Source organism: Aeromonas sp. 601039 (assembly GCF_049174415.1).
Lineage (GTDB): Bacteria > Pseudomonadota > Gammaproteobacteria > Enterobacterales > Aeromonadaceae > Aeromonas > Aeromonas veronii_A.
In genome coordinates this window covers 132,263-155,438 of the sequence record NZ_JAAKTL010000003.1, presented here as the reverse complement: position 1 = coordinate 155,438, position 23,176 = coordinate 132,263, and the positions used below count along the sequence as shown (strand labels likewise).

General features: G+C 61.3%; 17 protein-coding genes. 9 read left to right on the top strand and 8 right to left on the bottom strand.

Going from position 1 to position 23,176, the window contains the following annotated elements:
- The first annotated feature begins 186 nt into the window (after positions 1-186).
- Positions 187-1,566: a siroheme synthase CysG gene (cysG, locus tag G5195_RS04180; RefSeq protein WP_227340732.1), complete on the top strand. Its 1,380-nt coding sequence runs from the start codon at positions 187-189 to the stop codon at positions 1,564-1,566.
- Positions 1,567-1,682: 116 nt separating this feature from the next.
- On the opposite strand, the gene G5195_RS04175 is transcribed toward cysG, so the two are convergent.
- From G5195_RS04175 to G5195_RS04140, 8 genes are all read right to left on the bottom strand, one after another.
- Entirely contained in the window at positions 1,683-2,000 is a 318-nt protein-coding gene (locus tag G5195_RS04175) for a heavy metal-binding domain-containing protein (protein WP_216953896.1), read from the bottom strand.
- Between the two features lie 171 nt (positions 2,001-2,171).
- A complete protein-coding gene (dedD, locus tag G5195_RS04170) occupies positions 2,172-2,960 on the bottom strand; it encodes a cell division protein DedD (RefSeq protein ID WP_421235883.1) in 789 nt (262 codons plus the stop codon).
- A gap of 74 nt (positions 2,961-3,034) precedes the next feature.
- Positions 3,035-4,294, bottom strand: coding sequence for a bifunctional tetrahydrofolate synthase/dihydrofolate synthase (gene folC / locus G5195_RS04165; protein WP_421235882.1), 1,260 nt, complete (start codon positions 4,292-4,294; stop codon positions 3,035-3,037).
- A gap of 2 nt (positions 4,295-4,296) precedes the next feature.
- Positions 4,297-5,160 (bottom strand): acetyl-CoA carboxylase, carboxyltransferase subunit beta, encoded by an 864-nt coding sequence (gene accD, locus G5195_RS04160; RefSeq protein WP_005344944.1) that lies wholly within the window; start codon positions 5,158-5,160, stop codon positions 4,297-4,299.
- 119 nt (positions 5,161-5,279) lie between these two features.
- Positions 5,280-6,089 carry a tRNA pseudouridine(38-40) synthase TruA gene (truA, locus tag G5195_RS04155; RefSeq protein ID WP_216953903.1) on the bottom strand — a complete coding sequence of 270 codons (810 nt, stop codon included), beginning with the start codon at positions 6,087-6,089 and terminating at the stop codon, positions 5,280-5,282.
- 188 nt (positions 6,090-6,277) lie between these two features.
- Positions 6,278-8,470 (bottom strand): FimV/HubP family polar landmark protein, encoded by a 2,193-nt coding sequence (locus tag G5195_RS04150; protein WP_421235881.1) that lies wholly within the window; start codon positions 8,468-8,470, stop codon positions 6,278-6,280.
- 271 nt (positions 8,471-8,741) lie between these two features.
- A complete protein-coding gene (locus G5195_RS04145) occupies positions 8,742-9,758 on the bottom strand; it encodes an aspartate-semialdehyde dehydrogenase (protein WP_040066449.1) in 1,017 nt (338 codons plus the stop codon).
- Positions 9,759-9,951: 193 nt separating this feature from the next.
- Positions 9,952-11,073, bottom strand: coding sequence for a 4-phosphoerythronate dehydrogenase (locus G5195_RS04140; protein WP_421221525.1), 1,122 nt, complete (start codon positions 11,071-11,073; stop codon positions 9,952-9,954).
- Between the two features lie 247 nt (positions 11,074-11,320).
- Here G5195_RS04140 and G5195_RS04135 point away from each other — a divergent pair, with 247 nt between their 5' ends.
- The 8 genes from G5195_RS04135 (at position 11,321) to G5195_RS04100 (ending at position 23,158) form a co-directional block, all read left to right on the top strand.
- Positions 11,321-12,058, top strand: a complete 738-nt coding sequence (locus G5195_RS04135) for a phosphatase PAP2 family protein (RefSeq protein ID WP_421172205.1) — start codon at positions 11,321-11,323, stop codon at positions 12,056-12,058.
- Positions 12,059-12,157: 99 nt separating this feature from the next.
- Complete coding sequence (gene rnt, locus G5195_RS04130; RefSeq protein ID WP_204383042.1) at positions 12,158-12,835, top strand: ribonuclease T; 678 nt, start codon at positions 12,158-12,160, stop codon at positions 12,833-12,835.
- A 273-nt stretch (positions 12,836-13,108) separates the two neighbouring features.
- Complete coding sequence (locus G5195_RS04125; protein ID WP_005361308.1) at positions 13,109-14,431, top strand: Na+/H+ antiporter family protein; 1,323 nt, start codon at positions 13,109-13,111, stop codon at positions 14,429-14,431.
- A gap of 364 nt (positions 14,432-14,795) precedes the next feature.
- Positions 14,796-15,554: a flagellar motor protein gene (locus G5195_RS04120; RefSeq protein WP_216978581.1), complete on the top strand. Its 759-nt coding sequence runs from the start codon at positions 14,796-14,798 to the stop codon at positions 15,552-15,554.
- On the top strand, positions 15,529-16,407 hold the full coding sequence (locus G5195_RS04115; RefSeq protein ID WP_216978580.1) for a flagellar motor protein MotB: 879 nt from the start codon (positions 15,529-15,531) through the stop codon (positions 16,405-16,407). Before G5195_RS04120 ends, G5195_RS04115 begins: the two co-directional genes overlap by 26 nt.
- 162 nt (positions 16,408-16,569) lie before the next feature.
- A complete protein-coding gene (locus tag G5195_RS04110; protein WP_421221524.1) occupies positions 16,570-18,708 on the top strand; it encodes a TonB-dependent hemoglobin/transferrin/lactoferrin family receptor in 2,139 nt (712 codons plus the stop codon).
- Positions 18,708-20,714, top strand: a complete 2,007-nt coding sequence (locus G5195_RS04105) for a prolyl oligopeptidase family serine peptidase (protein WP_421235880.1) — start codon at positions 18,708-18,710, stop codon at positions 20,712-20,714. The genes G5195_RS04110 and G5195_RS04105 overlap by 1 nt, the downstream gene beginning before the upstream one ends.
- Positions 20,711-23,158, top strand: coding sequence for a proprotein convertase P-domain-containing protein (locus G5195_RS04100; protein ID WP_421235879.1), 2,448 nt, complete (start codon positions 20,711-20,713; stop codon positions 23,156-23,158). Before G5195_RS04105 ends, G5195_RS04100 begins: the two co-directional genes overlap by 4 nt.
- The last annotated feature ends 18 nt before the right edge of the window (positions 23,159-23,176 follow it).

Genomic DNA, 23,176 nt, shown 5'->3' with positions numbered 1-23,176 from the left:
TTTGGGGAAGCGTGATCAAGTGGCCGACACCGGTGGGGATCTGTCGTTGGCCCGGGCGTAGATCACCCTTCCCCTTTTTTATTCCCGTCGGGGGATCTTTCACCCGACCATCCGGGGTGCGTCACGGCGCGCCCTGCTATCTCGCCCGGCGCGGCATTGCGAGCGGGCCAGCATCCGGAGCCTGTTATGGACTTTCTCCCTCTCTTCTGTCAGCTGCAAAACAAGCCGGTCCTGATCGTCGGCGGCGGTGAGGTGGCGGTGCGCAAGGCGCGTCTGCTGCTCGATGCCAAGGCGAAGATCACCATCAATGCCCCGCATCTGGAACCCCAGCTGATGAGCTGGGCCGAGCAGGGTCGCCTGACCGTCTGCGCCGCCAGCTTTCATCCCGAACTGCTCGATGGCAAGTGGTTGGTGATCGCCGCCACCAACCAGCAAGAGGTCAACCAGCAGGTCTTCAACGAAGCGAACCTGCGCCAGATCTTCTGCAATGTGGTGGACTCCCCGGCCCACTGCAGCGCCATCATGCCCGCGATCATCGACCGCTCGCCGCTGATGGTGGCCATCTCCAGCGCAGGTGCGGCGCCGGTTCTAAGCCGCCAGCTGCGGGAAAAACTTGAAGCCATGCTGCCGCAACACCTCGGCCAGCTCGCTGCGCTGGCGGGCAAGCTGCGCGAGCGGGTCAAACTCATTCCGGACAAGCTGGCCCGCCGCCGCTTCTGGGAGCGACTCTTTAGCCATGAGCGACTGGCATGCCAGCTGGCCCGCGGCCAGCAGCAAGCTGCCGAGCAGAGCGTCGCAGAGCTATTGAATGAGCCACTGCAGAGCAAGGGAAGCGTAACCCTGGTGGGCGCCGGCCCTGGCGATGCGGGACTGCTTACCCTAAGCGGTCTGCAGCAGTTGCAGCAGGCGGATGTAGTGGTCTATGACCGGCTGGTGTCGCAGGAGGTGCTGGCACTTGTGCGCCGGGATGCCGAGCGGATCTTTGTTGGCAAGGAGGCGGGCCGCCACTGTGTGCCCCAGCAGGCGATCAACCAGCTATTGCTGGAGCAGGCCCGCCTCGGCAAACAGGTGGTGCGGCTCAAGGGGGGCGATCCCTTTATCTTTGGCCGGGGTGGCGAGGAGCTGGAAACCCTGGCCGAGGCGGGCATCCCCTTCTCGGTAGTACCGGGCATTACGGCTGCGTCGGGCTGCGCCGCCTACAGCGGCATTCCCCTCACCCACCGCGATCATGCCCAGCGGGTGCAGTTCATCACCGGCCACGACAAGGAGGGCAATATCGCCCAGGAGTGGTCGGCGCTGGCGGCCCGCCGCCAGACTCTGGTCTTCTACATGGGGCTGGCCCACGCCGCCCGCATTCAGGATGAGCTGCAAACCCACGGCATGCCCGGTCATACCCCGGTGGCGCTGGTGGAGCAAGGCACCCAGCTCAGTCAGCGGGTGGTGCGCGGCGAGCTGCAGCAGTTGGCCGAACTGGCCCGTCAGGTGAAGAGCCCGAGCCTCATCATCATCGGCTCGGTGGTCACTCTGGCCGACCAGCTCGACTGGTATGGCAACGACAGAAATTGATCAATAAACGAGAAGGGCCGACAACCGGGTTGTCGGCCCTTGGGCAGCCAGCAGTTATCCACTTTATCCGTGACCCTGCCTGCGACGGCAGTTGTCGGCAACCCTTGCGTGGCGCATCACACCAGCACGGCAGTACCACTGATGCTGACCATCAGCATGCTGCCGTTTTGCCCCACCACTTCGTAGTCGATATCGATACCGACCACCGCATTGGCGCCAAGGGCGGCAGCGCGCTCTTTCAGCTCATCGAAGGCGATGTCGCGGGCACGGGCCAGCTCTTTTTCATAGGCGCCGGAGCGGCCGCCGATGATGTCGCGGATCCCGGCAAAGAGATCCTTGAAAATGTTGGCGCCGAGAATGGCTTCGCCAACCACGATGCCGCGGTATTCACGAATGGTTTTGCCTTCCAGCGTGGGGGTCGTCGAGAGGATCATCTTGAACTCCTGTGAGTAGCAGAAGGCCCCAGACTACCCCAACTGACAGCAAATCCCAACCGGGTGGTGGCCTGTACGACGCCGTCATTAAAAATCACGACGGTCAGATAAAAAACACCGCGCACGGGGCGCGGTGTTTGTTTCAGAGGGCCATTGCAAACGGCAACGCCATTACGGGTTGTAGGAGACCACCGAGCCACTGAGGCCGGTCATCTGGGAGATCCGTCCCTGCATCCCCTGCAGTTTGGCCTTGGAGACATCCGGCCCGATAAAGACACGGTTGAGCTGACCCTGCACCGGTGTGCGCGGCGAGGTGTGGGCAGAGTAGCCCGCCGCCCGCAGCTTGCTCACCAGCGCGTTGACGCTGTCGACGTTCTTGAAGGCACCAAGCTGGAGGATCCAGCTACCCTGCGCGGCCGCGGGTGCAGGTGTGGTCGACTGATTCATCTTGCTTTCAATCAGATCATCGAGGGACTTGATCTGACCCGCCTGTGGTTTGGCTGGCGCAGGTGCCTTGGCCACTTCAACCGGTTTGACTGGCGTCGGCTTGGGTGCTGGCTTGGGCGGTTCGACCGGTTTTTTGGCCACCACTTCTGGCTTGGGCTGTGGCTTGGGTTGGGCATTCTGTTGCGACTGGACCGGTGCGGCAGGGGTTGTCGCCAGCTGCGCGCCGTTGCCCTGACCGGCGAGGGTCATGGGGTCAGCCACCTCTTCCACTTGCCACTGCTGGGCCGCAGAGGCCTGTTGCTGGCTGGCCAGATGATCGGCGGGCAGGCTGCTGGCTGCCGAGACCTGCAGCGCAGGCTTGGCAGGCTCCAGCTCGGGGCGCAGCGGGATCTTGGCAAAGGCCTCCTCCTTTTGTGCCAGCTTGTGACCATCCAGCAAGTCCGGCAGGAAAATAACAACCAGGGCCACCAGGATGACGGTGCCCACCAGACGGTTTTGAAACTTCGAGGCCAAGTTGAATCCTACCTTTACGTAACTCAATATGCGATTTGGCTCCCCGCCAAAGGGCTGGGGAGCCGGGGTGTGGCCTAGACGGCGACACCCGCCAGAATGTCGGCGACAGTGTAAAACGAACCAAACACAATGACCATATCGTCCGGACTCGATGCGGCCAACGCTGCCTGATAAGCGGCGCTGACATTATCAAACTCCCTGGCAGGCCCCTTGCCCTCTCCCAACGCCGCAGCCAGTTGCGCAGCGGTGGCGGCGCGCGGGCCGGTGAGGCTGGCCAGATACCACTCGCCGATCAGACCGTCGAGCTCAGCAAGTGACCCCGTCATGTCCTTGTCTTTGAGCATGCCGACCACGGCACGGCGCACACCCGTGCAGGGCATCTTGCGCAATTGCGCGGCCAGATAGGCTGCCGAATGGGGGTTATGGGCCACATCGACGATCACCAGCGGCGCACTTTGCAACTGCTGCATCCGGCCAGCCAGCCGGGCATTGGCAAGCCCGTCACGAATGGCGGACTCCGGCAGCGGCAAGCCGAGGGATTCCAGCGCCGCCAGCACGGTCACCGCGTTCATCAGCGGCAGCGCCGGTTTTGGCAGATCCCGCCACTGGTTGAGGCCGTGATAATCCCAACCGCTCTCGTGCTCATCGCCACGAAAATCGAGACCGACCTGACGCAGGTTGGCGCCAAGACGCTGTGCTTCGCTCGCGATAGTCGCAGGTGGATTGGGCTCACCGCTGATGGCGGGTTTGCCGGCGCGATAGACCCCAGCCTTCTCCACCGCCACGGCTTCACGGGTATCACCCAGCCAGTCGCAGTGATCGAGGGCAATGGAGGTGATCATCGCCACATCGGACTCCACCACATTGGTGGCGTCGAGCCGACCACCCAGCCCCACCTCCAGCAGCAGCACATCGGGCGCGGCGCGGCGAAACAGCCACAGCCCAGCCAGTGTCGCGAACTCGAAGAAAGTGAGGGCAATCTCGCCGCGAGCCGCTTCCACCTCGGCAAAAGCGGCGCAGTGATCGCTGTCGGCCAGTTCGGCCCCGTTGATCCGCACCCGCTCGGTAAAGCGCAGCAGATGGGGCGAGGAGTAAACGCCGACCTTATAGCCTGCGGCCATCAGAATGCTGGCCGCCATGGCACAGCTGGAGCCCTTGCCGTTGGTACCCGCCACCGTGATCACCTTAAACGGCAGTTGGGTCAGCCCCATACGCCGGGCAACGGCACCGACCCGATCCAGACCCATGTCGATATTGACCGGATGGATCTGCTCCAAATAAGAAAGCCAGTCGACAAGCGACCGGCTTTGGGATTGTTGCATGTTTGAACTCATCTTCACTCTTCGATGACGTGAGTATTCAGCATTTTGGCGAGCAGGCTGGCCAGACGGTTACGCATGTCGCGACGATCGATAATCAGGTCGATGGCCCCCTTCTCCAGCAGGAATTCGGAGCGCTGGAAGCCTTCCGGCAGTTTCTCGCGTACGGTCTGCTCGATAACGCGCGGGCCGGCAAAACCGATCAGCGCCTTGGGCTCGCCCACGTTGATGTCACCCAGCATCGCCAGACTGGCGGAAACGCCCCCCATGGTGGGGTCGGTCAGCACAGAGATAAAGGGCAGGCCAGCCTTGGAGAGTCGGTCTAGCGCCGCGCTGGTCTTGGCCATCTGCATCAGGGAGAAGAGGGCTTCCTGCATGCGGGCACCACCAGAAGTGGAGAAACAGACCAGACCGCGGCCCTCCTTGATGCACTCCTCGACAGCGCGCACGAAGCGGGCACCGACCACGGAGGACATGGAGCCACCGATAAAGGAGAACTCAAAGGAACAGGCGACAACCGGCACCCCTTTGAGGGTCCCTTTCATCACCACCAGCGCATCTTTTTCTCCTGTCGCTTTCTGGGCGGCAGACAAACGATCCTTGTAGCGCTTGGAATCCTTGAATTTCAGTACATCCTGCGGCTCCAGCTCGGCACCGATCTCGGTACGACCCTGCTCGTCGAGGAAACTCTCGAGACGGGCGCGAGCGCTGATGCGCATATGATGATCACACTTGGGGCACACTTCGAGGTTGCGCTCCAACTCTGCCCGGTAGAGCACCTGTTCACAAGCACTGCACTTGGTCCACACCCCTTCCGGAATGTTGTGACGACGGGGTGCAGTGATCTTGCTCTTGGGAAGAATCTTCTCAAGCCAGCTCATGGAATTCCTTAATGCTTTTGTGCCTGACAAAACGCATCGAGCCTAGATTGTTCAATGACTTAATAGCTCGATGGCAACAAATGACGGGTCATTAAACCACAATTTTTCGGGCGCAGTTACTAAAAACTGGTCGTACCCGGTGCCGAGTCCGGCAGCCACAGCGGGCCGAGCGGCAACTGCGGCAGAGCAAACTCGGCCGGGTAATCCACGTCGACCAGATAGAGGCCACCGGCCTTGGCGGTCGGCCCGGCCAGATTGCGATCCTTGGCCGCCAGCACCTCGGCAATCCACTCCACCGGTTTGAGCCCCTGCCCCACCAGCAGCAGGGAGCCGGTGATGTTGCGCACCATGTGGTGCAGGAAGGCGTTGGCCTTGATGTCGAGCACGATGTAGGGGCCGGAGCGGCTGACGCACAGATGGGTCACATTGCGCCACGGGGTGTTGGATTGGCAGGCGACGGCACGGAAGGTGCTGAAGTCGTGCTCCCCCAGCAGGCTCTGGCCCGCCTGGTGCATCAACTCGGCATCGATGGTCTCGTGGTAGTGACTGACGCCACTGCCGAGGATCGCCGGACGGAAGTTGTGGTTGTAGATGACGTAACGGTAGCGACGGGCGGTGGCGCTGAAGCGGGCGTGGAACGTTTCGTCCACCTCCTTGACCCAGCGCACGGCGATATCCGGCGGCAGGTTGGAGTTGAGCCCCAGGGTCCAGGCCCCTTCGGCACGGTTCGCCTCGGTATCGAAGTGGATCACCTGGCCGGTCGCATGGACGCCGGCATCGGTGCGCCCGGCACACTGGATGGAGACAGGGTGGTTGGCGATCCGGCTGATGGCCTTCTCCAACTCCTCCTGCACGCTGATCACTTCACGCTGACGCTGCCAACCGAAATACCGGCTGCCGTCATATTCAATACCTAGGGCAATTCGCATGGATAAACTTGTCTTGTTGTGAAACGCAGTGAAAGAAACGGGGCGGATTATACGCGCTCAACTCGAAAAGTCCCACAAACCGCCTGATTGGCTTGCATGGGCGGAGAATTCACCCTGTGCAAATTGCCATGAAGAAGGGGGCAGCCAATGGCTGCCCCCTTCTTGCTGATCCCGCGACAGGGACAATTTTACCCCAACCGCTTGAGCAGTTTTTCTGCCTCGGCACGCTGATGCTCGGTGCCCTGCTCTGCCGCTTCTTGCAGCAGCTCGCGGGCGCTATCCTTGTCGTCGATCTCGAGGTAAGCGCGGGCCAGATCCAGCTTGGCCCCCACACCGCCGTCATCGGCATCCACATCAAAGCCGGTGGATTCAGGCAACACCTCGGGGAAACCATCGAGCCCCACGTCCAGCGAGAGACCCTGATAGGGCTCCTGCTCCGGCGCGGTGGCATCCGCATCGGCCAGCAGCTTGTCGATCTCGACGTAACCGCTTGCCTGGGCCTGTTCCCTTGGCTGCAATTCTGCCGGATGAGACTCCACTTCGGTAAAGGCATCCTCGAAATCGGAGAGCGCCAGTTCGTTGGGATCCCACTCAAGATCGAGCTCGGTCTCCTTGCCTTTGGTTGGCTCAAGCCCCAACTCGGCCAACATATCATCAGCCGAACCATCCACGCTCAAGTCGATGGCATTATTGCCCTCGCCCGCAGCCGGTTTATCCAGCTCATTTTCAAAATCACCCAGATCAAAACTGGCCAGATCATCAGCAGCCGTACTCTTGCTGCTTGCACTCAACTCCGGTTCCAGATCAGCCGAAAGATCCGCATCCAGCTCGGCAAACAGGGCTGCCTGCAGCTCCTCTTCGCTCATGAGCTCATCAGCATCCCTGGACTTGGGATTGAACTCGCTGGCCAGATCCATGTCGGGTTCATTGGCCAACGCGACAGGCTCATCCAGCGAGAGATCGAGATCCGGCACCAGATCCGGGTCACGACTGGCTGACTGGGCAGCCATTCGCTCCGGCTCGAAACCTTGCAGATCGATCTCGCCATCGTCGCTGAAAACCAGATCAACATCCGGCTTTTTAGCCGGTTCATCTGGCTCGACCGGCATAAAGCCATCAGGGGTATTGAGATCCGGCACCGGGCGTACCGGCTCGTTGTCGGTCACATCGACACTCAGCAGATCGTCAAACTCGCTCTGCTCCTGATCCATCATCATGGCGGTGGACTCGGAGAGGCTCTTCTCCTGCTCCTCCAGCTCGCGACGGGCACGGGCCCGCAGCCACAGAGTCACCAGCGCCAATACCAGCAGCACCGGCAGCAGGATGATCATGGCAAGGTTGAGCGGTGAGGAGAGCAGCTCCATCAGCCAGTGCTGCTTGGGTTCAGGCTCTGCCACCACGGGGGGGACAGGTCTGGCCTTCAGCTCGGCGAGCTCTTTTTGCAGCGCGGTCTGATCCTGCAACTGGGCCTTGAGGGTCTCGACCTCTTCGGTGAGAGATTGCAAGCGCAGTTTGAGCCTGTGGTTCATCTCGGTCACCTGACCGAGCTGGGCATTGGCATCTTCCAGCGCCAGCGCCATCTCGGTGGCCGGTTTGCCCACCGGTTTTTCCAGATCGGAAGGCAGAGGCGCCGGTGTGGTGCTTGCTGCGGCGCTCGTCGCCGGGACTGGGGCCACCGCCTCTTTTGGCGCAGGCTCGCTCGCCTTGGCCACTTCTTTGGTTTCAGCAGACGGTTGCGGTGCTACGACAGGAGCAGGAATGGGTGCCGCTTTTGCCGCAGGCAAGGGAGCTTGCGCGGTTTTCACCGGTTCGGCTTTGGCAGTCTCAACCTTCACGGGCTTGGCCGCCGGTTTGGCGCCATGGGCCTGCTTGTCAGCCAGATATTTGGGGCTTAACCCCTTCCAGCTGGCGTTGTCGCTACGGAACTTGGCGCGGGCCTGAGCATCGGTGATGACGCTCGCCTCGGCCGCGGTCGGCAGCAGGATGCGTGACCCCACCAGAATGTGGTTGATATTGCCATCGGCAAAACTGCGGGGGTTTTTCTCGTAGATCGCCACCATGGTCTGGTAGACGCTGACACTACTGGAGGGACGGTATTTGCTCGCCAGACTCCAGAGAGTATCGGTTGGACGAACAGGGCCATAACTACCGGCATTGGCCGTGACCTGACGTACCACCGGCTGGGCGGTTGCACGTACCGGTTGCGCCACGGGTCTGGCGACCGGTTGCGCCAGCGGCTGGGAATTGACGGCTGGAGGTGCGGGCTCGTCAGGGCCTTTTAGCTCGACAAAAAAAGGCTCCCGCGCAGCGTCTTCAGCCTGGACGGAGCCCAGCAGACCCAATGCGAGTAGCGTTGCCAATGTTATGCGGGAATGTCCCATATTCGTTCCTTCGTATGACGGCCCTATCACATTGAAAAATCTGGATAGTTACCCCAAAACAGTCGGTTCAATATAAATCAGGCTCGCGTCGCAAGCCAGTAGTCCGACACATTTAGCACCCGACTTGACTCTGAGTGTAGGAAAAAACTTAATCAGTTGATATCGCAACAGAATCTTGATGTAGCGGAGTGCGGCATGGGTCACACCCCCGATTTATCACAGTCCGGATGGGCAGCACTCCCTGCTGCCCATCTGTGGCAGATATCCAGCCTTACAGATAGTCGCGAACCAGCAGCTCGGCAATCTGTACACTGTTGGTTGCCGCGCCCTTACGAACGTTATCGGCCACGATCCACATATTGATACCACTCGGGTGAGAAATATCCTGGCGCACCCGACCCACCAGCACCTCATCCTTGCCGGTTGCGTCACGCACCGGGGTCGGATAGTCCCCTTCGTCATCAAACAGGGTCACACCCGGCGCACTGCGCAGCAGGTCCTTGACCTGTTCGGCATCGAGCGGCTGGTGCAGCTCGACGTGTACCGCCTCGGCGTGGCCGTAGAAGACCGGCACCCGCACGCAGGTGGGGTTCACGGCAATGCTGGCATCGCCGAGGATCTTCTGGGTTTCCCATACCATCTTCATCTCTTCACGGGTGTAGCCGTTGTCGGTGAAGCTGTCGATCTGCGGGATCAGGTTAAAGGCGATCTGTTGTGGATAGAGGGTCGGTTCCACCGGACGACCGTTGAGCAGATGAGCGGTCTGACCCGCCAGCTCGCTGACCCCCTCTTTGCCGGAGCCTGACACGGATTGATAGGTGGCCACATTGATGCGGGCAATGCCCACTTCGTCGTGCAGCGGCTTCAGGGCCACCAGCATCTGGATGGTGGAGCAGTTGGGATTGGCGATGATGTTGCGATTGCGAAAATCGGCCAGCGCATCCGGGTTCACTTCCGGGATCACCAGCGGGATATCTTCGTCGTAACGGAAGCAGGAGGTGTTGTCGATGACGATACAACCGTGCTCGGCAGCAATCGGCGCCCACTTGGCAGATACCTCGGCACCGGCGGAGAAGAGTGCGATCTGCACCTGGCTCCAGTCAAACTCCTCCACATCGAGGATCTCGAGGTTCTTGCCGCCAAAGCGCACTGTATCACCGGCGCTGCGGCTGGAAGCCAGCGGATAGAGGGTCGCTACCGGAAATTCGCGCTCTTCCAGGATCTCGATCATCGCCTGACCCACGGCGCCGCTGGCACCCAATACCGCTACGTTAAACTGCTGGCTCATTCTGTTCTCCTCTGATAATGCTGCAATGGCGCCGGGTGGCACCATGGTCGGCAGGCTCCCGCACGGCGAGATGACGCTGCCTGATATGGCTGAGCTGGCGCAGTAGCATCTGCGCCAGCTCAGTAAAAAATGGGTTCGAGGTAGCCAGTACGGCTCACCCCTTCCGGTTATCTTCCAACTCCTAGTCCCCAACTCAGGGGCGTGACAGCGCAAATCCCAGCTCGCCCAGCACCTGGTCGGCAAACGCCCCCTCAACCTGCAGGGAGGATAGTTCACGGCGCTCTGGATAGTGTTTGCGCTGCTCGTCAAAGCTGCCGGGCAAGCCGAGTCGGGCCCGGAAACGGGCATCATCGCGGCGCACATCATAGACCAGATGCACCAGCTGCTTGATCAGCGCCTGATCCGGTGCGCGGCCCGGCATCACCGCCTGCACATCGGGGGCAGGCAACAGCCGACTCAAATCCTGACGAGGCTGGCGTCCCAACTGCTGGCAGAGCGCCTGATAGAGCATCCAGGTACCGCGGGCCTTCCCCTCCAGGCTGTAACCGGCGATATGGGGGGTGGCAATCTCGGTATGGGGCACCAGCGCAGCCAGTGGCTCGGGCTCGTTCTCCCACACATCCATCACCAGTCGCAACGGCTTATCGCTCAACTGGCGCGCCAGCAGGGCCCGGTTATCCCACACCTCGCCACGGGAGGCGTTGATCAGGATCTGCCCGGCAGGACGCGCGGCAATCTGTTCGGCATCGAGCAGATGGTAGGTGGCATCCGGCCCTTCACGGGTAATGGGCACATGGAAGCTGACGATATCGGCACCAAGAGCGGTCTGATAATCGACAAAGCCCGCATCGGGGGTATTACGCGCCCTGGGCGGATCGCAGCGCAGTACCCTCATGCCAAGCGCTTGGGCCTTGCCAGCCACGCACTCGCCGGTATTGCCCGCGCCAATCACCGCCAGAGTCATGGCCGAGAGCTCGAGTTCGTAACGCTCCGCCAGCACCAGCAGGGCTGAGAGCACATAATCCCCCACCGAATACTTGTTGCAACCGGGGGCGCTGGAGAAGGGAATATTGCGGCTTGCCAGCAGCTCCTTGTCCACATGGTCGGTGCCTATGGTGGCGGTGCCGACAAACCCGAGTTTGGGGCTGGTCGCCAGCAAATCGCCGTTGACGCGGGTGACCGAACGCACCAGCAGCACATCGGCATCCAGCAGATCGCGGGCCTGCATCTGCCGTCCGGGCAAGGCGATCACCTCGCCAAATTCGGCAAACAGTTCCACGGCATGGGGCATATTCTCATCAACGACTATCTTCATCGGGCTCTCTTTGGTCACAACCGCCACGGGGGCGCCATTCTAGCGCAAAGCCGCCCGAGATTTCAGCCTGTGATGCAATCAGGCGCGAAAGGGGACCACATTGTTCGGTGGCCACTCTCTCCTGCCGTTCAAACCGAGGATGTCGCCACAAATGTGTAAGCAGAGGTAACAAACGTGCTGATCGGCTTTGTCCGGGCATGTCACGGTGGCACAATGCCCCTCTTTTTCGCGATCGACCACACCCACCATGCCGCCACATTTCTCGTCGCTCTCTGTCTCCTCACTCACCCGCAGTCAGGTGCTTGGATTCACTGCCCTGCTGATCCTGCCCCTGCTGCTGCTCGCCACCCTGCCTTGGCAGCCTTTTCTGATCGACTCCCTGCAATCAGGCTGGCTATGGTGGTCATACGCCCTCACCCGCATGGTCGATATTCCCGGGATCGGGGTCAGTGGCGCCCTCTTGCTGTTGCTGACCCGCTACAAACTCAAACTGAAGCTGACCCCCTTCATTGCGCTGGGATGCGCGCTGGCAGCCCTGCTCGCCAGCGACTGGGTGCTCAAGAGCCTGATCAAACACCTGACCGAAGAGCCCAGACCCTATCTGATCTGGCTGGAGAGTCAGTCGCTGATCCCGGCCATCAAGCACTTCTACGCCAGTAGCATCGATGTGCGCAGTGAACAGGTTCATGCCGCCAGCCAGTTGCTGGCCCTGCCTGAGTGGCTCGGCCACCACTGGCAGGCCGAGGTGAACTACGCCTTCCCCTCCGGCCACAGTATCGCCGCCATCAGCCTGGCCCAATTTTTCGGCCTTATCTGGCTGGCCCGCGCCCCCACAGGCGTCTGGCTGCTGCCTTTGTGGGCGCTGGGGGTTGGTCTGTCGCGCATGGTGATGGGGATGCACTGGCCGGTGGATGTGCTGGCCAGCGCCCTGCTGGGTACGCTCACGGCGCTGATTGCCGCCCGCTGGTGGCTGCACAGATATTGAATCGCGCGCCATCTTGCCGCGGCCAACTGCGTGGGATGGGAGGACAAGCCTGTGCTTTTTTGCCATAATGCCGCCTCATTTTATCCCGACCGAGATCCCATGACCGACGCAGTTCATACCCTCAAGGGCCGTTTCCGTGGTTTTTACCCCGTCGTCATCGATGTTGAAACAGCCGGGTTCAACGCCAAGACCGATGCCCTGCTCGAAATCGCGGCTTACACCCTGAAAATGGATGAGCAGGGCTGGCTCGTTCCCGATCAGGTATTCCACTTTCATGTCGAGCCTTTCGAAGGGGCCAACCTGGAAAAGGCTGCGCTGGAGTTCACCGGCATCGACCCCTACAACCCGTTGCGTGGCGCTGTCTCGGAAAAAGAGGCACTGACCGAGATCTTCAAGGGGATCCGCAAGGGGATGAAGGAGCAGGATTGCGGCCGCGCCATCATAGTGGCCCACAACGCCACCTTCGATCACGGCTTCGTGATGGCTGCCGCCGAGCGCGCTGGCCTCAAGCGCAATCCGTTCCACCCGTTTGCCACCTTCGACACCGCGGCTCTCTCCGGATTGGCGCTGGGTCAGACCGTGCTGGCCAAGGCGTGCCAGAGCGCCCGTATCCCGTTTGACAATAAAGAGGCGCACTCTGCCCTCTATGACACCGAACGCACCACAGAACTGTTCTGTCATATCGTTAACCGCTGGAAGAGCATGGGGGGTTGGCCGCCAGCGCATCCGGATGATGACACAACCGATGCCCCTGCCGATGACGACGTGCAGACATAAACAAATGAAGGCTGCCAGTGGCAGCCTTCGCTTTTTGGGGAAGTGATTGATTGCACGGCGCACCGGAAATCGCCATCAATGTCACTATCAACCGCTGCGCACGGGATGAACGGAGACAAACAGGTCAAAACCCCTCATGTTGAGCAACCTTGTGCCACATGCTGCTGCGATATGAGAGGTTTGACTGATTTTTTACTCGACATTTGTCACATTTTTCGCAAACTAACTCCCCTTCACATGACAGACAGCAGTAACAAACTATAAGGAAATCAAATGAATCCAGTTGTTATCGCAGTCGGGCTGATGCTGGTGCTCAGTCTGCTGCGGATCAATGTGGTGGTCTCGCTGGCGCTGGGGGCCATTGCTGGCGGCCTGGTCGGTGGGCTGTCGTTGACCGATACCCTCACCACCTTCAGCGGTGGCTTGGGCGGTGGCGCCGAGATTGCCCTCTCCTACGCCATGCTGGGCGCCTTTGCGGTTGCCATCTCCCGCTCCGGGATCACTGACCTGCTGGCCCGCAAGGTGATCAACCAGTTGGGCAAGGATGCCAGCTCGACCCGCATCATGTGGGTCAAAACCCTGCTGCTCTCTTCCGTGCTGGCCGTGGCGATCTCCTCCCAGAACCTGATCCCGGTTCACATCGCTTTTATTCCCATCCTGATCCCGCCGCTGCTGCATGTGATGGCGCAGATGCAGATCGACCGTCGTCAGGTGGCCTGTGTCATCACTTTTGGTCTGACCGCCACCTACATGGTGCTACCGGTCGGCTTTGGCGGCATCTTCCTCAACAACATTCTGGCCAAGAACCTGATCGATAACGGCGTGCCCATCACCACCAGCCAGATCCCGCTGGCGATGGCCATTCCGGTCGCCGGTATGGTACTGGGCCTGCTGATTGCGGTATTCATCAGCTATCGCAAACCACGCCAGTACGATCTGGCCAAGATCCTGGATGCCGAGCCAGAAGCGGTCGAGCTCAACCTCACTCATATCTGGGTGGCCCTGCTGGCCATTGGCGTGGCGCTGGGGCTGCAACTGATGACCAACAGCATCGTACTGGGTGCACTGGCCGGTTTTGTCATCTTCACCTGCGGCGGCGTTATCAAGTTTCGCGAAAGCCAGGATGCCTTCACTCAGGGGGTGCGGATGATGTCGCTGATCGGCTTCATCATGATCTCCGCCGCCGGTTTTGCCGCCGTGATGAAGGCAACTCACGGGGTCGACTCTCTGGTCCAGGTGGTCGCCTCCGGCATCGGCCAGCACAAAGGCATCGCCGCCTTCCTGATGCTGCTGGTGGGCCTGCTCATCACCATGGGGATCGGCTCCTCCTTCTCCACCGTGCCCATCATCGCCACCATCTATGTGCCGCTCTGTCTGCAGCTCGGCTTCTCACCGATGGCGATCATCGCGCTGGTCGGTACCGCTGGCGCGCTGGGGGATGCGGGGTCACCGGCCTCCGACTCTACCCTGGGCCCGACATCCGGCCTCAACGCCGATGGCCAGCACGACCATATCTGGGACAGCGTGGTGCCCACCTTTATTCACTACAACATCCCGCTGGTGATCTTCGGCTGGATTGCCGCCATGGTGCTCTGATAGCCCCTTAGGCTGCGAACTCTGCACGTCACAATGCACAACAAGAAGGCGACCATCAGGTCGCCTTCTTTATAAGCACGTTCACCTAATCACTAGGACATGGTCCCGAGAGGAGAAGCTCTTTATTGGGCGACATGGATTCCCGGATCTGGATGATTGCGCACTGCTTGTTTCGCTCCTTGCTCTTATGGGATCAGTCTCTAGCCACAGATGCCATAACAGCACTCAGCACCCCCAGCGTTGTGCGCCACACCCGTTGCCACATACCACGCCGATTAATTGCTCAGCGATTGGATATCATTTTGAAAAACTGATACTTAACTAGCTACACTAGCGATTATCACCATACAGGGACGTGTAAAAAATGAGCTTGATTGGCTTGGTGCTGGCGTTGATCGCCATCCTTGGCGGCAACATGATCGAGGGGGGGCACCCCAGTGCACTGCTCGATCTGCCCGCATTCCTCATTGTGATCGGTGGCACCATAGGTGCTGCGCTGACCCAGTTCCCTTTCTCCGTCGTCGGCAGCACCATGAAGCGTTTCAAATGGCTGCTCTCCCCCCTCAAGCTCGATATGCATGAACAGGCCCAGTTGCTGGAGACCCTGGCAGGCAACGCCCGCCGCAGCGGCATGCTGGCGCTGGAAGGGATGATCGAGGAGATCAAGGATCCCTTCCTGAAGAAAGGGGTGCAGATGATGGTCGATGGCTACGAGAAGAACAAAATCCACGAGGTGCTGGAGAACGAGATCGAATTTGAACAGGAAGATCTCGAACAGACGGTCAAATTCTATGAAGCCATGGGAGGCTACTGCCCGACCATGGGGATCGTCGGCGCGGTATTTGGCCTGATCCACGCCATGGGTCTGCTGGATGCCCCCGACAAGCTGGGTGGCGCCATCGCGGTGGCCTTTATCGCCACCATCTACGGGGTATCCGCCGCCAACCTGATCTTCTTGCCGTTCGGCAACCGCTACAAGGGGTTTGCCCACCAGATCCGCCACTACAAGGAGATGACTCTGACCGGCATTCTCTGCATCGTGGATGGCGAGTCCCAAGCACGCCTGCAAGTGACCCTCGAACCTTATCTGGGAGGCCATGGTGGCGAAAAAGAAAAAGGCTGAAGCGCCGGAGAACCACGAACGCTGGCTGGTCTCCTATGCCGACTTCATGACATTGCTGTTCGCCCTGTTTGTGGTGCTCTACTCCTTTGCCATGGCCAAGCAGTCCGAAACCCGGGTGCTTATCCAGGGCTTTATCGAGTCGCTGGGTAAAATCGGCCTCATCTCCCCGCCTGCCGGCTCACCCTTGATGCAGGGGGGCACAGGGATTCTTGAACCGGAATCGAAGACCACGCCAAGCAGCCCGAAAGAAGAGACTGTGCTGGAGAAAGATGCCCCCATGGCGGCATCGGATCCCTTCAACGAGACCATAGGTTCCTCGGAAAAGCCGAGCGCCACCGAATCCTGGCCCCATAAGACCAAGGAGCAGGAGTGGGTGCAGGTGACCAAGCAGAAGCTTGAGCAACAGCTCAAGGCCCAGATCGAATCGAAGGATCTGGAGGTCGAGCAGCTTGGCAGTCAGCTGGTGATCCGTATCGGCGAGAAAGCGCTGTTCCCCGCCGATTCGGCGTTCCTGCAGCCCCAGTTCATCCCGCTGGTCAACAAGATCGCCGGCATTCTGGCCAATATCCCGGGTCAGGTAGTGGTCACCGGCCATACCGACAACTCCCAGGCACCGGTGGAGCTTTATCGCAACAACTGGGAGCTCTCGGTGCTGCGGGCCTCTTCCATCGTGCAGACCATGCTGACCAACCCCCAGCTGGATGCCAGACGAGTCATCGCTCAGGGGGTTGCCGACACTCAACCCCGCTTTGCCAATGACACCCCCGAACATCGCCAGGCGAATCGCCGGGTCGATATCACCCTCTCTCAAGGCAAGGCCGCAGAAGAGTCGCTGCAACTGCTCAAGCCCTGATCCCCCCGCTCCTGCCTCGCGTGGGAGCCTCTTTTTAAAAACAAATAGCTCAATAATATCAACATCATAAGATCTTAATGATAATGATTGCCATTTATTGTCAAGTGGTCAGGCCTCTGCAATAATGCCGCCCCTCAGGCTTAAATAAAAACAATTATCATTATGAACAAACTGCTTCAGGTATGGCCGGCACTCCTGTGTGCCTCCGCTGGCGCGGCCGATCTTTCCCCTGTGGAGAAGGCGCGCAGCGACGACACCATCATTGTGACCGGGCAACGGGTACAACAGAAACTCTCCGATGTCTCCGGCTCCATCACCGTCATCACCCAGGAAGAGCTGGACCGTCAGGTCGCCAGCGAGCTGACTCATGTGTTTCGCAAGATCCCCGGAGTCTCGGTCACCGGCTCTGCCGGGCGACCGCAAAACATCAGCGTGCGCGGCATCGGTGGCAACCGTATCCTGCTGATCAAGGATGGAGTGCGCGTCAGCGACGGCTTTGGCGCCGACAACATCAATGACAAGGTGGGTCGCTTCAACTTCGACCTTGATGACATCAAGCAGATTGAGGTGGCCAAGGGGGCCGGCTCCTCCCTGCATGGCTCCGATGCCATCGGCGGCACCGTGGTGATGAATACCAAGCAGCCGGAAGATTATCTGCAACAGCAAGATAGCTATCTGGCGGCCAAAACCCTCTACGGTGGCGACAGCAACAAGAAGAAGCTCAGCATGACCGGCGCGGTGCGGGCACTGGAGAGCGAACATCTGTTGCGCCTCTCCGGCTGGCGTGGCAACGAAACCGCCAACTTTGAGGAGAACCGCATTCCGGCTGATTTGGATGGCATGAGTGCCTCCACCAGCAGCCGCCTCCCCCTCAATGCCCATCACGCTCTGCGGCTGGAGCTGGACTACTACGAGGATCACGCCAAACGCCAGATGGGGCCCAAAGCGGTGCCCCAACCCGATGGCAGCTGGGACGTGATCGGTTTTCAGGAAGATGGCGATCAGCGCACCCAGGGCGGCAAGTTCAGTTGGGAAGCCAACGATCTGGGCATGGTCGATACCCTCAACTGGAGCCTGTTTGGCAACCAGTCACGCAACGAAGCCAACCAGCGCCAGCTGCTGCGCAACGATGCCCTGAGCGGCTATCCCAGATATCGCAGCCAGCGCACCCTCTCCACGTTCGAGGAGCTGCGCGTTGGCAGTGAGCTGGAGCTGCAGAGCAAGCTGAGCACCGGCTCGCTGGATCACACCTTCAGCTACGGTGTGGAAGTGGAGCAGGCCAACCACGAGCGACCGGTCAGCAATCTGACCCTGGAAGATGGCATCACCACCCAGGGACAGAAAGCCCCCTTCAGCAAGGCCGAGACCCGCCGCGATGGCATTTGGCTGAGCGATGTGATCGATCTGGGCAGCTGGCAGTTTACGCCGACCCTGCGCTTTGACCGCCAGCGCCTGCGCGCACCGGACAGCAATCTGGCCGAGAACCACAGCGACCACATCTCCCCCAGTGTGGCGGCCAGTTACCGCTTCAACGAAACATGGCGCAGCTGGCTCAGCTATGCCAACGGCTTCCGCGCCCCCGCTTACGATCAGGTTTACGGCAACATTCCTCACTACTTTGCCATGCCGCCGTTCGAGATCATTGCCAACCCCAACCTCAAGGAGGAGACCAGCCACGGTCTGGAGTGGGGAGTGAATGGCCAAAGCGACAACTGGAGCGTCAAACCGGCCGTTTTCTACAACCGCTACTACAACTTCATCGACTGGCGCCAGACCGGTTTTCGCCTCGATGACGGTGTCTTCCTGCGCCAATATCGCAACGTTGCCAAAGCAGAAACCTGGGGCGCCGAGCTGGCCGCCAGCCTCTGGCTGAGCGACGAGTGGGAGCTTTCGACCAATCTGGCCTGGATGGATGGCAAGGATCACCGCGGTGAGCCGCTGCGCACGCAGACACCGCTGGAAGGCAACACCACCCTGCGCTGGCAACAGCTCGACTGGGGGGTTGAGCTCAGTGGCAACTATGCCGCCGCCATGACCAAGGTGCCCCAGTGCGCCAATGCGCAGACTGGCTACAACGGTGCCTGCCAGAGCAGCGCAGGCTGGTTCAGCCTGGATCTCACCGGCGACTGGCAGATCACCGAGGCACTCAAGGTCAATGCCACCATTGGCAACCTGCTCGATACCCGCTACGTCCGCTATCAGGATGTGGCCGGACTCCCGGCTGGCAGCGACACCTCCCTCTACAGCCAGAGCGGCCGCTACCTGTCAGCCAGCCTCAGCTACCGTTTCGTGGGGATGTGATGAAGCATCATGCAATCATGGCGGCCCTGTTGGCCGCCCCGTTGGCGTGGGCGCAAGAGGCCCTGCCACCGCCGATCCCGTCCCAATCGCACCTGATTTCAGGCAATCCCGTACGCCAGGATCCCTACTTCTGGTTGCGGGACGAGAGCCGTAGCAACCCGGCCATTCTCGCCCTGCTCAAGCAACAAAATCGCTGGAGCGAGCAGCAGCTCGCCGCGCAGCAGCCGCTGGAAGCAACCTTGCGCGCCGAGTTTACCCGCCATCCGGCGGGGGAATCTGTGCCAGACAACTGGCTTGTGCGCGGCGATCAGGCATGGCAGCTGCGCCCGGATGGCTCACTCTGGCAACGCCACGGGGGCAAGGTGCAGCAACGGCTTCCCGCCAGAGCGGGTGAGGGCTATTACGAAGCGGGCGGCTGGGCCCTGAGCCCGGATAACCGCACACTGGCCATCGCCGAAGACAGGCGCGGCGATCTCGACTATCAGGTCACCCTGCTCAATCTCCAAAGCGGCAAGGCGCTGGCCAGTTTGGCACAGCGCAGCGCTGATCTCGCCTGGTCACAAGATGGTCGCACCCTCTACACCATCGCCAACGAGCGCCACACCCTGCGCCCCTGGCAGCTGCGCGGCTGGCAGGATGGCCAGGAGCAGACTCTCTATGAGGAGCAGGATCCCGCCTGGCTGCTCAGCCTCTATCGCACCACGGATGGCCAGCATCTGGTGTTGCAGGGCAACAACCACGATAGCTCGGAGCAATACCTGCTCGACTCGGGCAAGCCGCAGCGGGTCAAACCCCGCCAGCGCGGGGTGGAATACTATCTGGACAGCCAATCCGGCTGGGTGATCAAGAGCAACCGAGAGGGAGCGTTTGCCCTCTATTCAGCCAGCACGCCGCTCGGTGAGTGGCAGCGCCTGTGGCCCGCCAAAGAGGAGGATCTCGGCGATCCCGAGAAGTGGCGACTGTTTGATCGCCATCTGGTGGTGCAGTTTCGCCAGCAGGGGGAGGATTGGCTCGCCCTGCTCGATCGCAACGGCTATGAACGCCAGCGCCTGCCGCTGGCCAGTGGCGCAGGAACCGGCTGGCTGCAAGGAGAACATGACCCGGCCAGCGACCGCATTCTGGTGCGCAGTCAGGGCTTGAGCCAGCCCCCCGGCCAGCGCTGGCTGGATTTGACCAGCGGCCAGTGGATCAACGACCAGCACACCGCAGGCAATAAAGCATGGCCCTATCAGAGCGAGCGGCGCTGGATCACCTCTGCCGATGGCACCCGGGTGCCTGTCTCGCTGGTGTGGCGCAAGGATCTGGCCCCCCGCGCCGTGCTGCTCTACGGCTATGGCGCCTATGGCACGCCGATGCGCCCCTACTACCAGAAAGAGCTGTTGAGCCTGCTGGATCGGGGTTTTGTCTACGCCATCGCCCATGTGCGCGGCGGCGGCATGCTGGGGGAGCAGTGGACCCGCGACGGGCGGGGCATCCACAAGCAGAACGGCATCAGCGACTTTATCGCAGCCGGTCACGCCCTGCGCCACTGGTCGCCCGACTCTGCTCCCCTGCCCCTGTTTGCCATGGGGGGCAGCGCGGGGGGCACGCTGGTTGCTGCGGCCCTCAACCAGCAACCGACACTCTTTAGCGGCGCCGTGTTGCAGGTTCCCTTCGTCGATATGCTCGGCACCATGAGTGATCCCGCCCTCCCCTTGACCCGTCAGGAGTATCAGGAGTGGGGCAACCCAGCCAAGCCCGCAGAGTATCAGGCGATGCGCCGCATCAGCCCCTACGACAACCTGCAGCGCGCCCCCTACCCGCCCCTGCTGGTCACTACCGCCCTGCACGACAGCCAGGTGCCCTACTGGGAGCCGGTCAAGTGGCTGGCCCGCCTGCGGGAGCACAGCACGGGCTCCGGCCCCTACCTGCTGCTGACCGAACTGGAGGGAGGCCACCGCGCCGGTGGCGGCGATCGGGCTCGTGAATTTGCCTTCTTGTTGAATCTGGCGGGGATCAACCAATGACCCTGCCGCTGATTGGGAGTACCACTATGAAACCCCTGTTGCCCGCCCTCTTGCTGGGGCTGGCTGGCTTTTCCACTCAGGCCACCGAACTGCGTTTTGTCGAACAGGACGCCCCGGCCGATCCCCGCCTCTGGCTCGAACAGCAGCTCGGCGTCACCCTGAGTGATGCCCCAGCCTATCAGCGCCAAGGCAAGCTGGGCCACTATCTGCATTATCGCCAGCAGCTCAATGGCGCACCGATCGCCGGCCTGATGGCCGCCGTCAGTCTCGATGAGCAGGGTCGCCCGTGGCGCCTTTATCACAATACCCGGCTGATGCAGGCACAGGCGACGCCATGTGATGAAGCAAGCCGCGCCGGGGTGGATGCCTATACCGCCACGCTGGATAGTACGGTGTGGCAATTCGCTGGCAGTGACGAAGCCCAGCCCTGGTACTGGCAGGATGGCGACACCCTGACTGCGGCCTGGCGTCTGCTGGCGGTGGAAAGCCAGCCGGGCAACAGCAAGAGCAGCCACTGGCAACTGTTTGTCACCTGCGATGGCAGCGCCCTGCTGGGGCGCACGCTGCAAGAGGCCAACACCCGTGCCGAAGCGGCACCGCTGGCAGGGGAAGCGGCCACGGTGCAGGCCCGCATCTTTGCCCTCGACCCACGCACCCAGCTGCAAGATGGCAATTTGCTGTGGCGCCACGATCTGGTGTTGGACAACCGGGCCTATCGCACCGTCCCACTCAGGGTACAAAAGGTGGATGACACCTACCAGCTAAATGGCCCACGCGCCCGGGTCGTGGATGGCACGGCGCCGGAAACTGCCCCCTTTAGCAGCCCTGATGCCGATGGCTTCCAGCTGGATCACCAGCAGCCCGCCTTCCTCGATATCAATGGCTACTACCATCTGGATCTGGCCCAGCGCCATGTGGAATCCCTTGGCTACCCGACGCTGATGGGCGGCCCCCTGGCCATCGATACCGATGCCGGGGAGCAGGACAACTCTCTCTATGACCCCTTCCTGCGCCGGTTGGAAATTGGCCGGATAGGGGTGCCCGATGCGGAAGATCCCATGGTGATCTGGCACGAGTTTGGCCATGCGGTGCAGCACCATATCCTGCCCGACATGGGAGAAGAGGGTGACTGGGGCGCCATCGGCGAGGGCTTTAGCGACTATCTGGCCGCCAGCTGGCGCCAGCGCAGTCCAGAGGCTCGCCAGTTCGAGCCTTTCATGGTCTTCAACTGGGATGCTAGGATCAGCGGCCGGACGCCCCGTCAGCTCGATGATCTGCGGGCGCGCTATCATCCGGGCTTCCTCTATCCGGCTCACCTCACCATCAACGGCAGCAACGGCGACCAGCTGTGGGGCACCCCGCTCTTCACCGCGCTGCGCCAGGCCGTTGAACAATATGGCGAGGTAGCCCGTGACGAGTTCGATACCCTGCTGATTGAATCCCACTTCGGCCTCGGCCCGCAGGTGCGGATGCCCCAGCTGGCGCGGGTCACCGTGGATACCGCCAACCGCCTCTATCCGGATCGCAGTTATGGCAAGCTGCTGGAGCAGGCCTTCCGCCACCACGCCCTGCTGCCCACTCCCATTGCGGCCCGCCTTGCCGATGACAGCTACCTGCTGCCCGGGGAGAAAAAGAGCCTCGCCATTGAACTAACCAACCAGAGCGGCCACCCCCTGACCGTGGCTGACGCCAGCCTGCTCCCGAGCAAGGGGCTCATGGGTGACGACCACTGGCAGGGAGAGCTCAACGCCGATGGCACCGCCCGCTGGACCCTGCCGCTGGAAGCGGCGAGCAACCTGACCTGTGGCGAGGCAGTCACCTTGCCGCTGCAGTTCCAGCTCACCCTGCCCAGCCCCACCGAGCGCCAGACCCGCCTTGACCTGCAACTGCCGATCGGTGAACCGCTCTGGCAACGGGCCATCGGCCAGGGTGGCCAGATCAAGGATGCGGTGAGCGATGAACGGCACGGCCTGTCCCGCTTCACTCTCACCCTGCCCGAGAGCAAGGCCCGCATCGACAGCGGATTCGTGGTCGCCCTCGATCTGGAGCACAGCAAGCTGGAGCAGCTGGAGATCTGGCTCACCTCCCCTTACGGCACCCGGATCAGCCTGTGGAACAAGGGCTACGCCAGTCATACCCGGCTCAAGGGGGAGTTTCCCCGTGAACTGGTACCGTTCGAATCGCTGGACAAGCTGCACGGCGAACCGCTCGCTGGCCGCTGGCTGCTGGAGATCAACGACACCATCGCCGGTGACACCGGTCAGTTGCGCAACTGGCGGGTCGCCCAGCAAGTCGGCGCCCGCTGCGACAAGAATGAAGCCCTGCCCAACACCGGCATCATTCCCCTTGAGCAGGATGAAGGGGGTGGCGGCACGACTTCACCCCTGCTGCTGTTGCTGGCCCTCTGGCCCCGCCTCTGGCGCCGGAGCACCCCGCGCCGTTGAATCCTGTACCACGGGGGT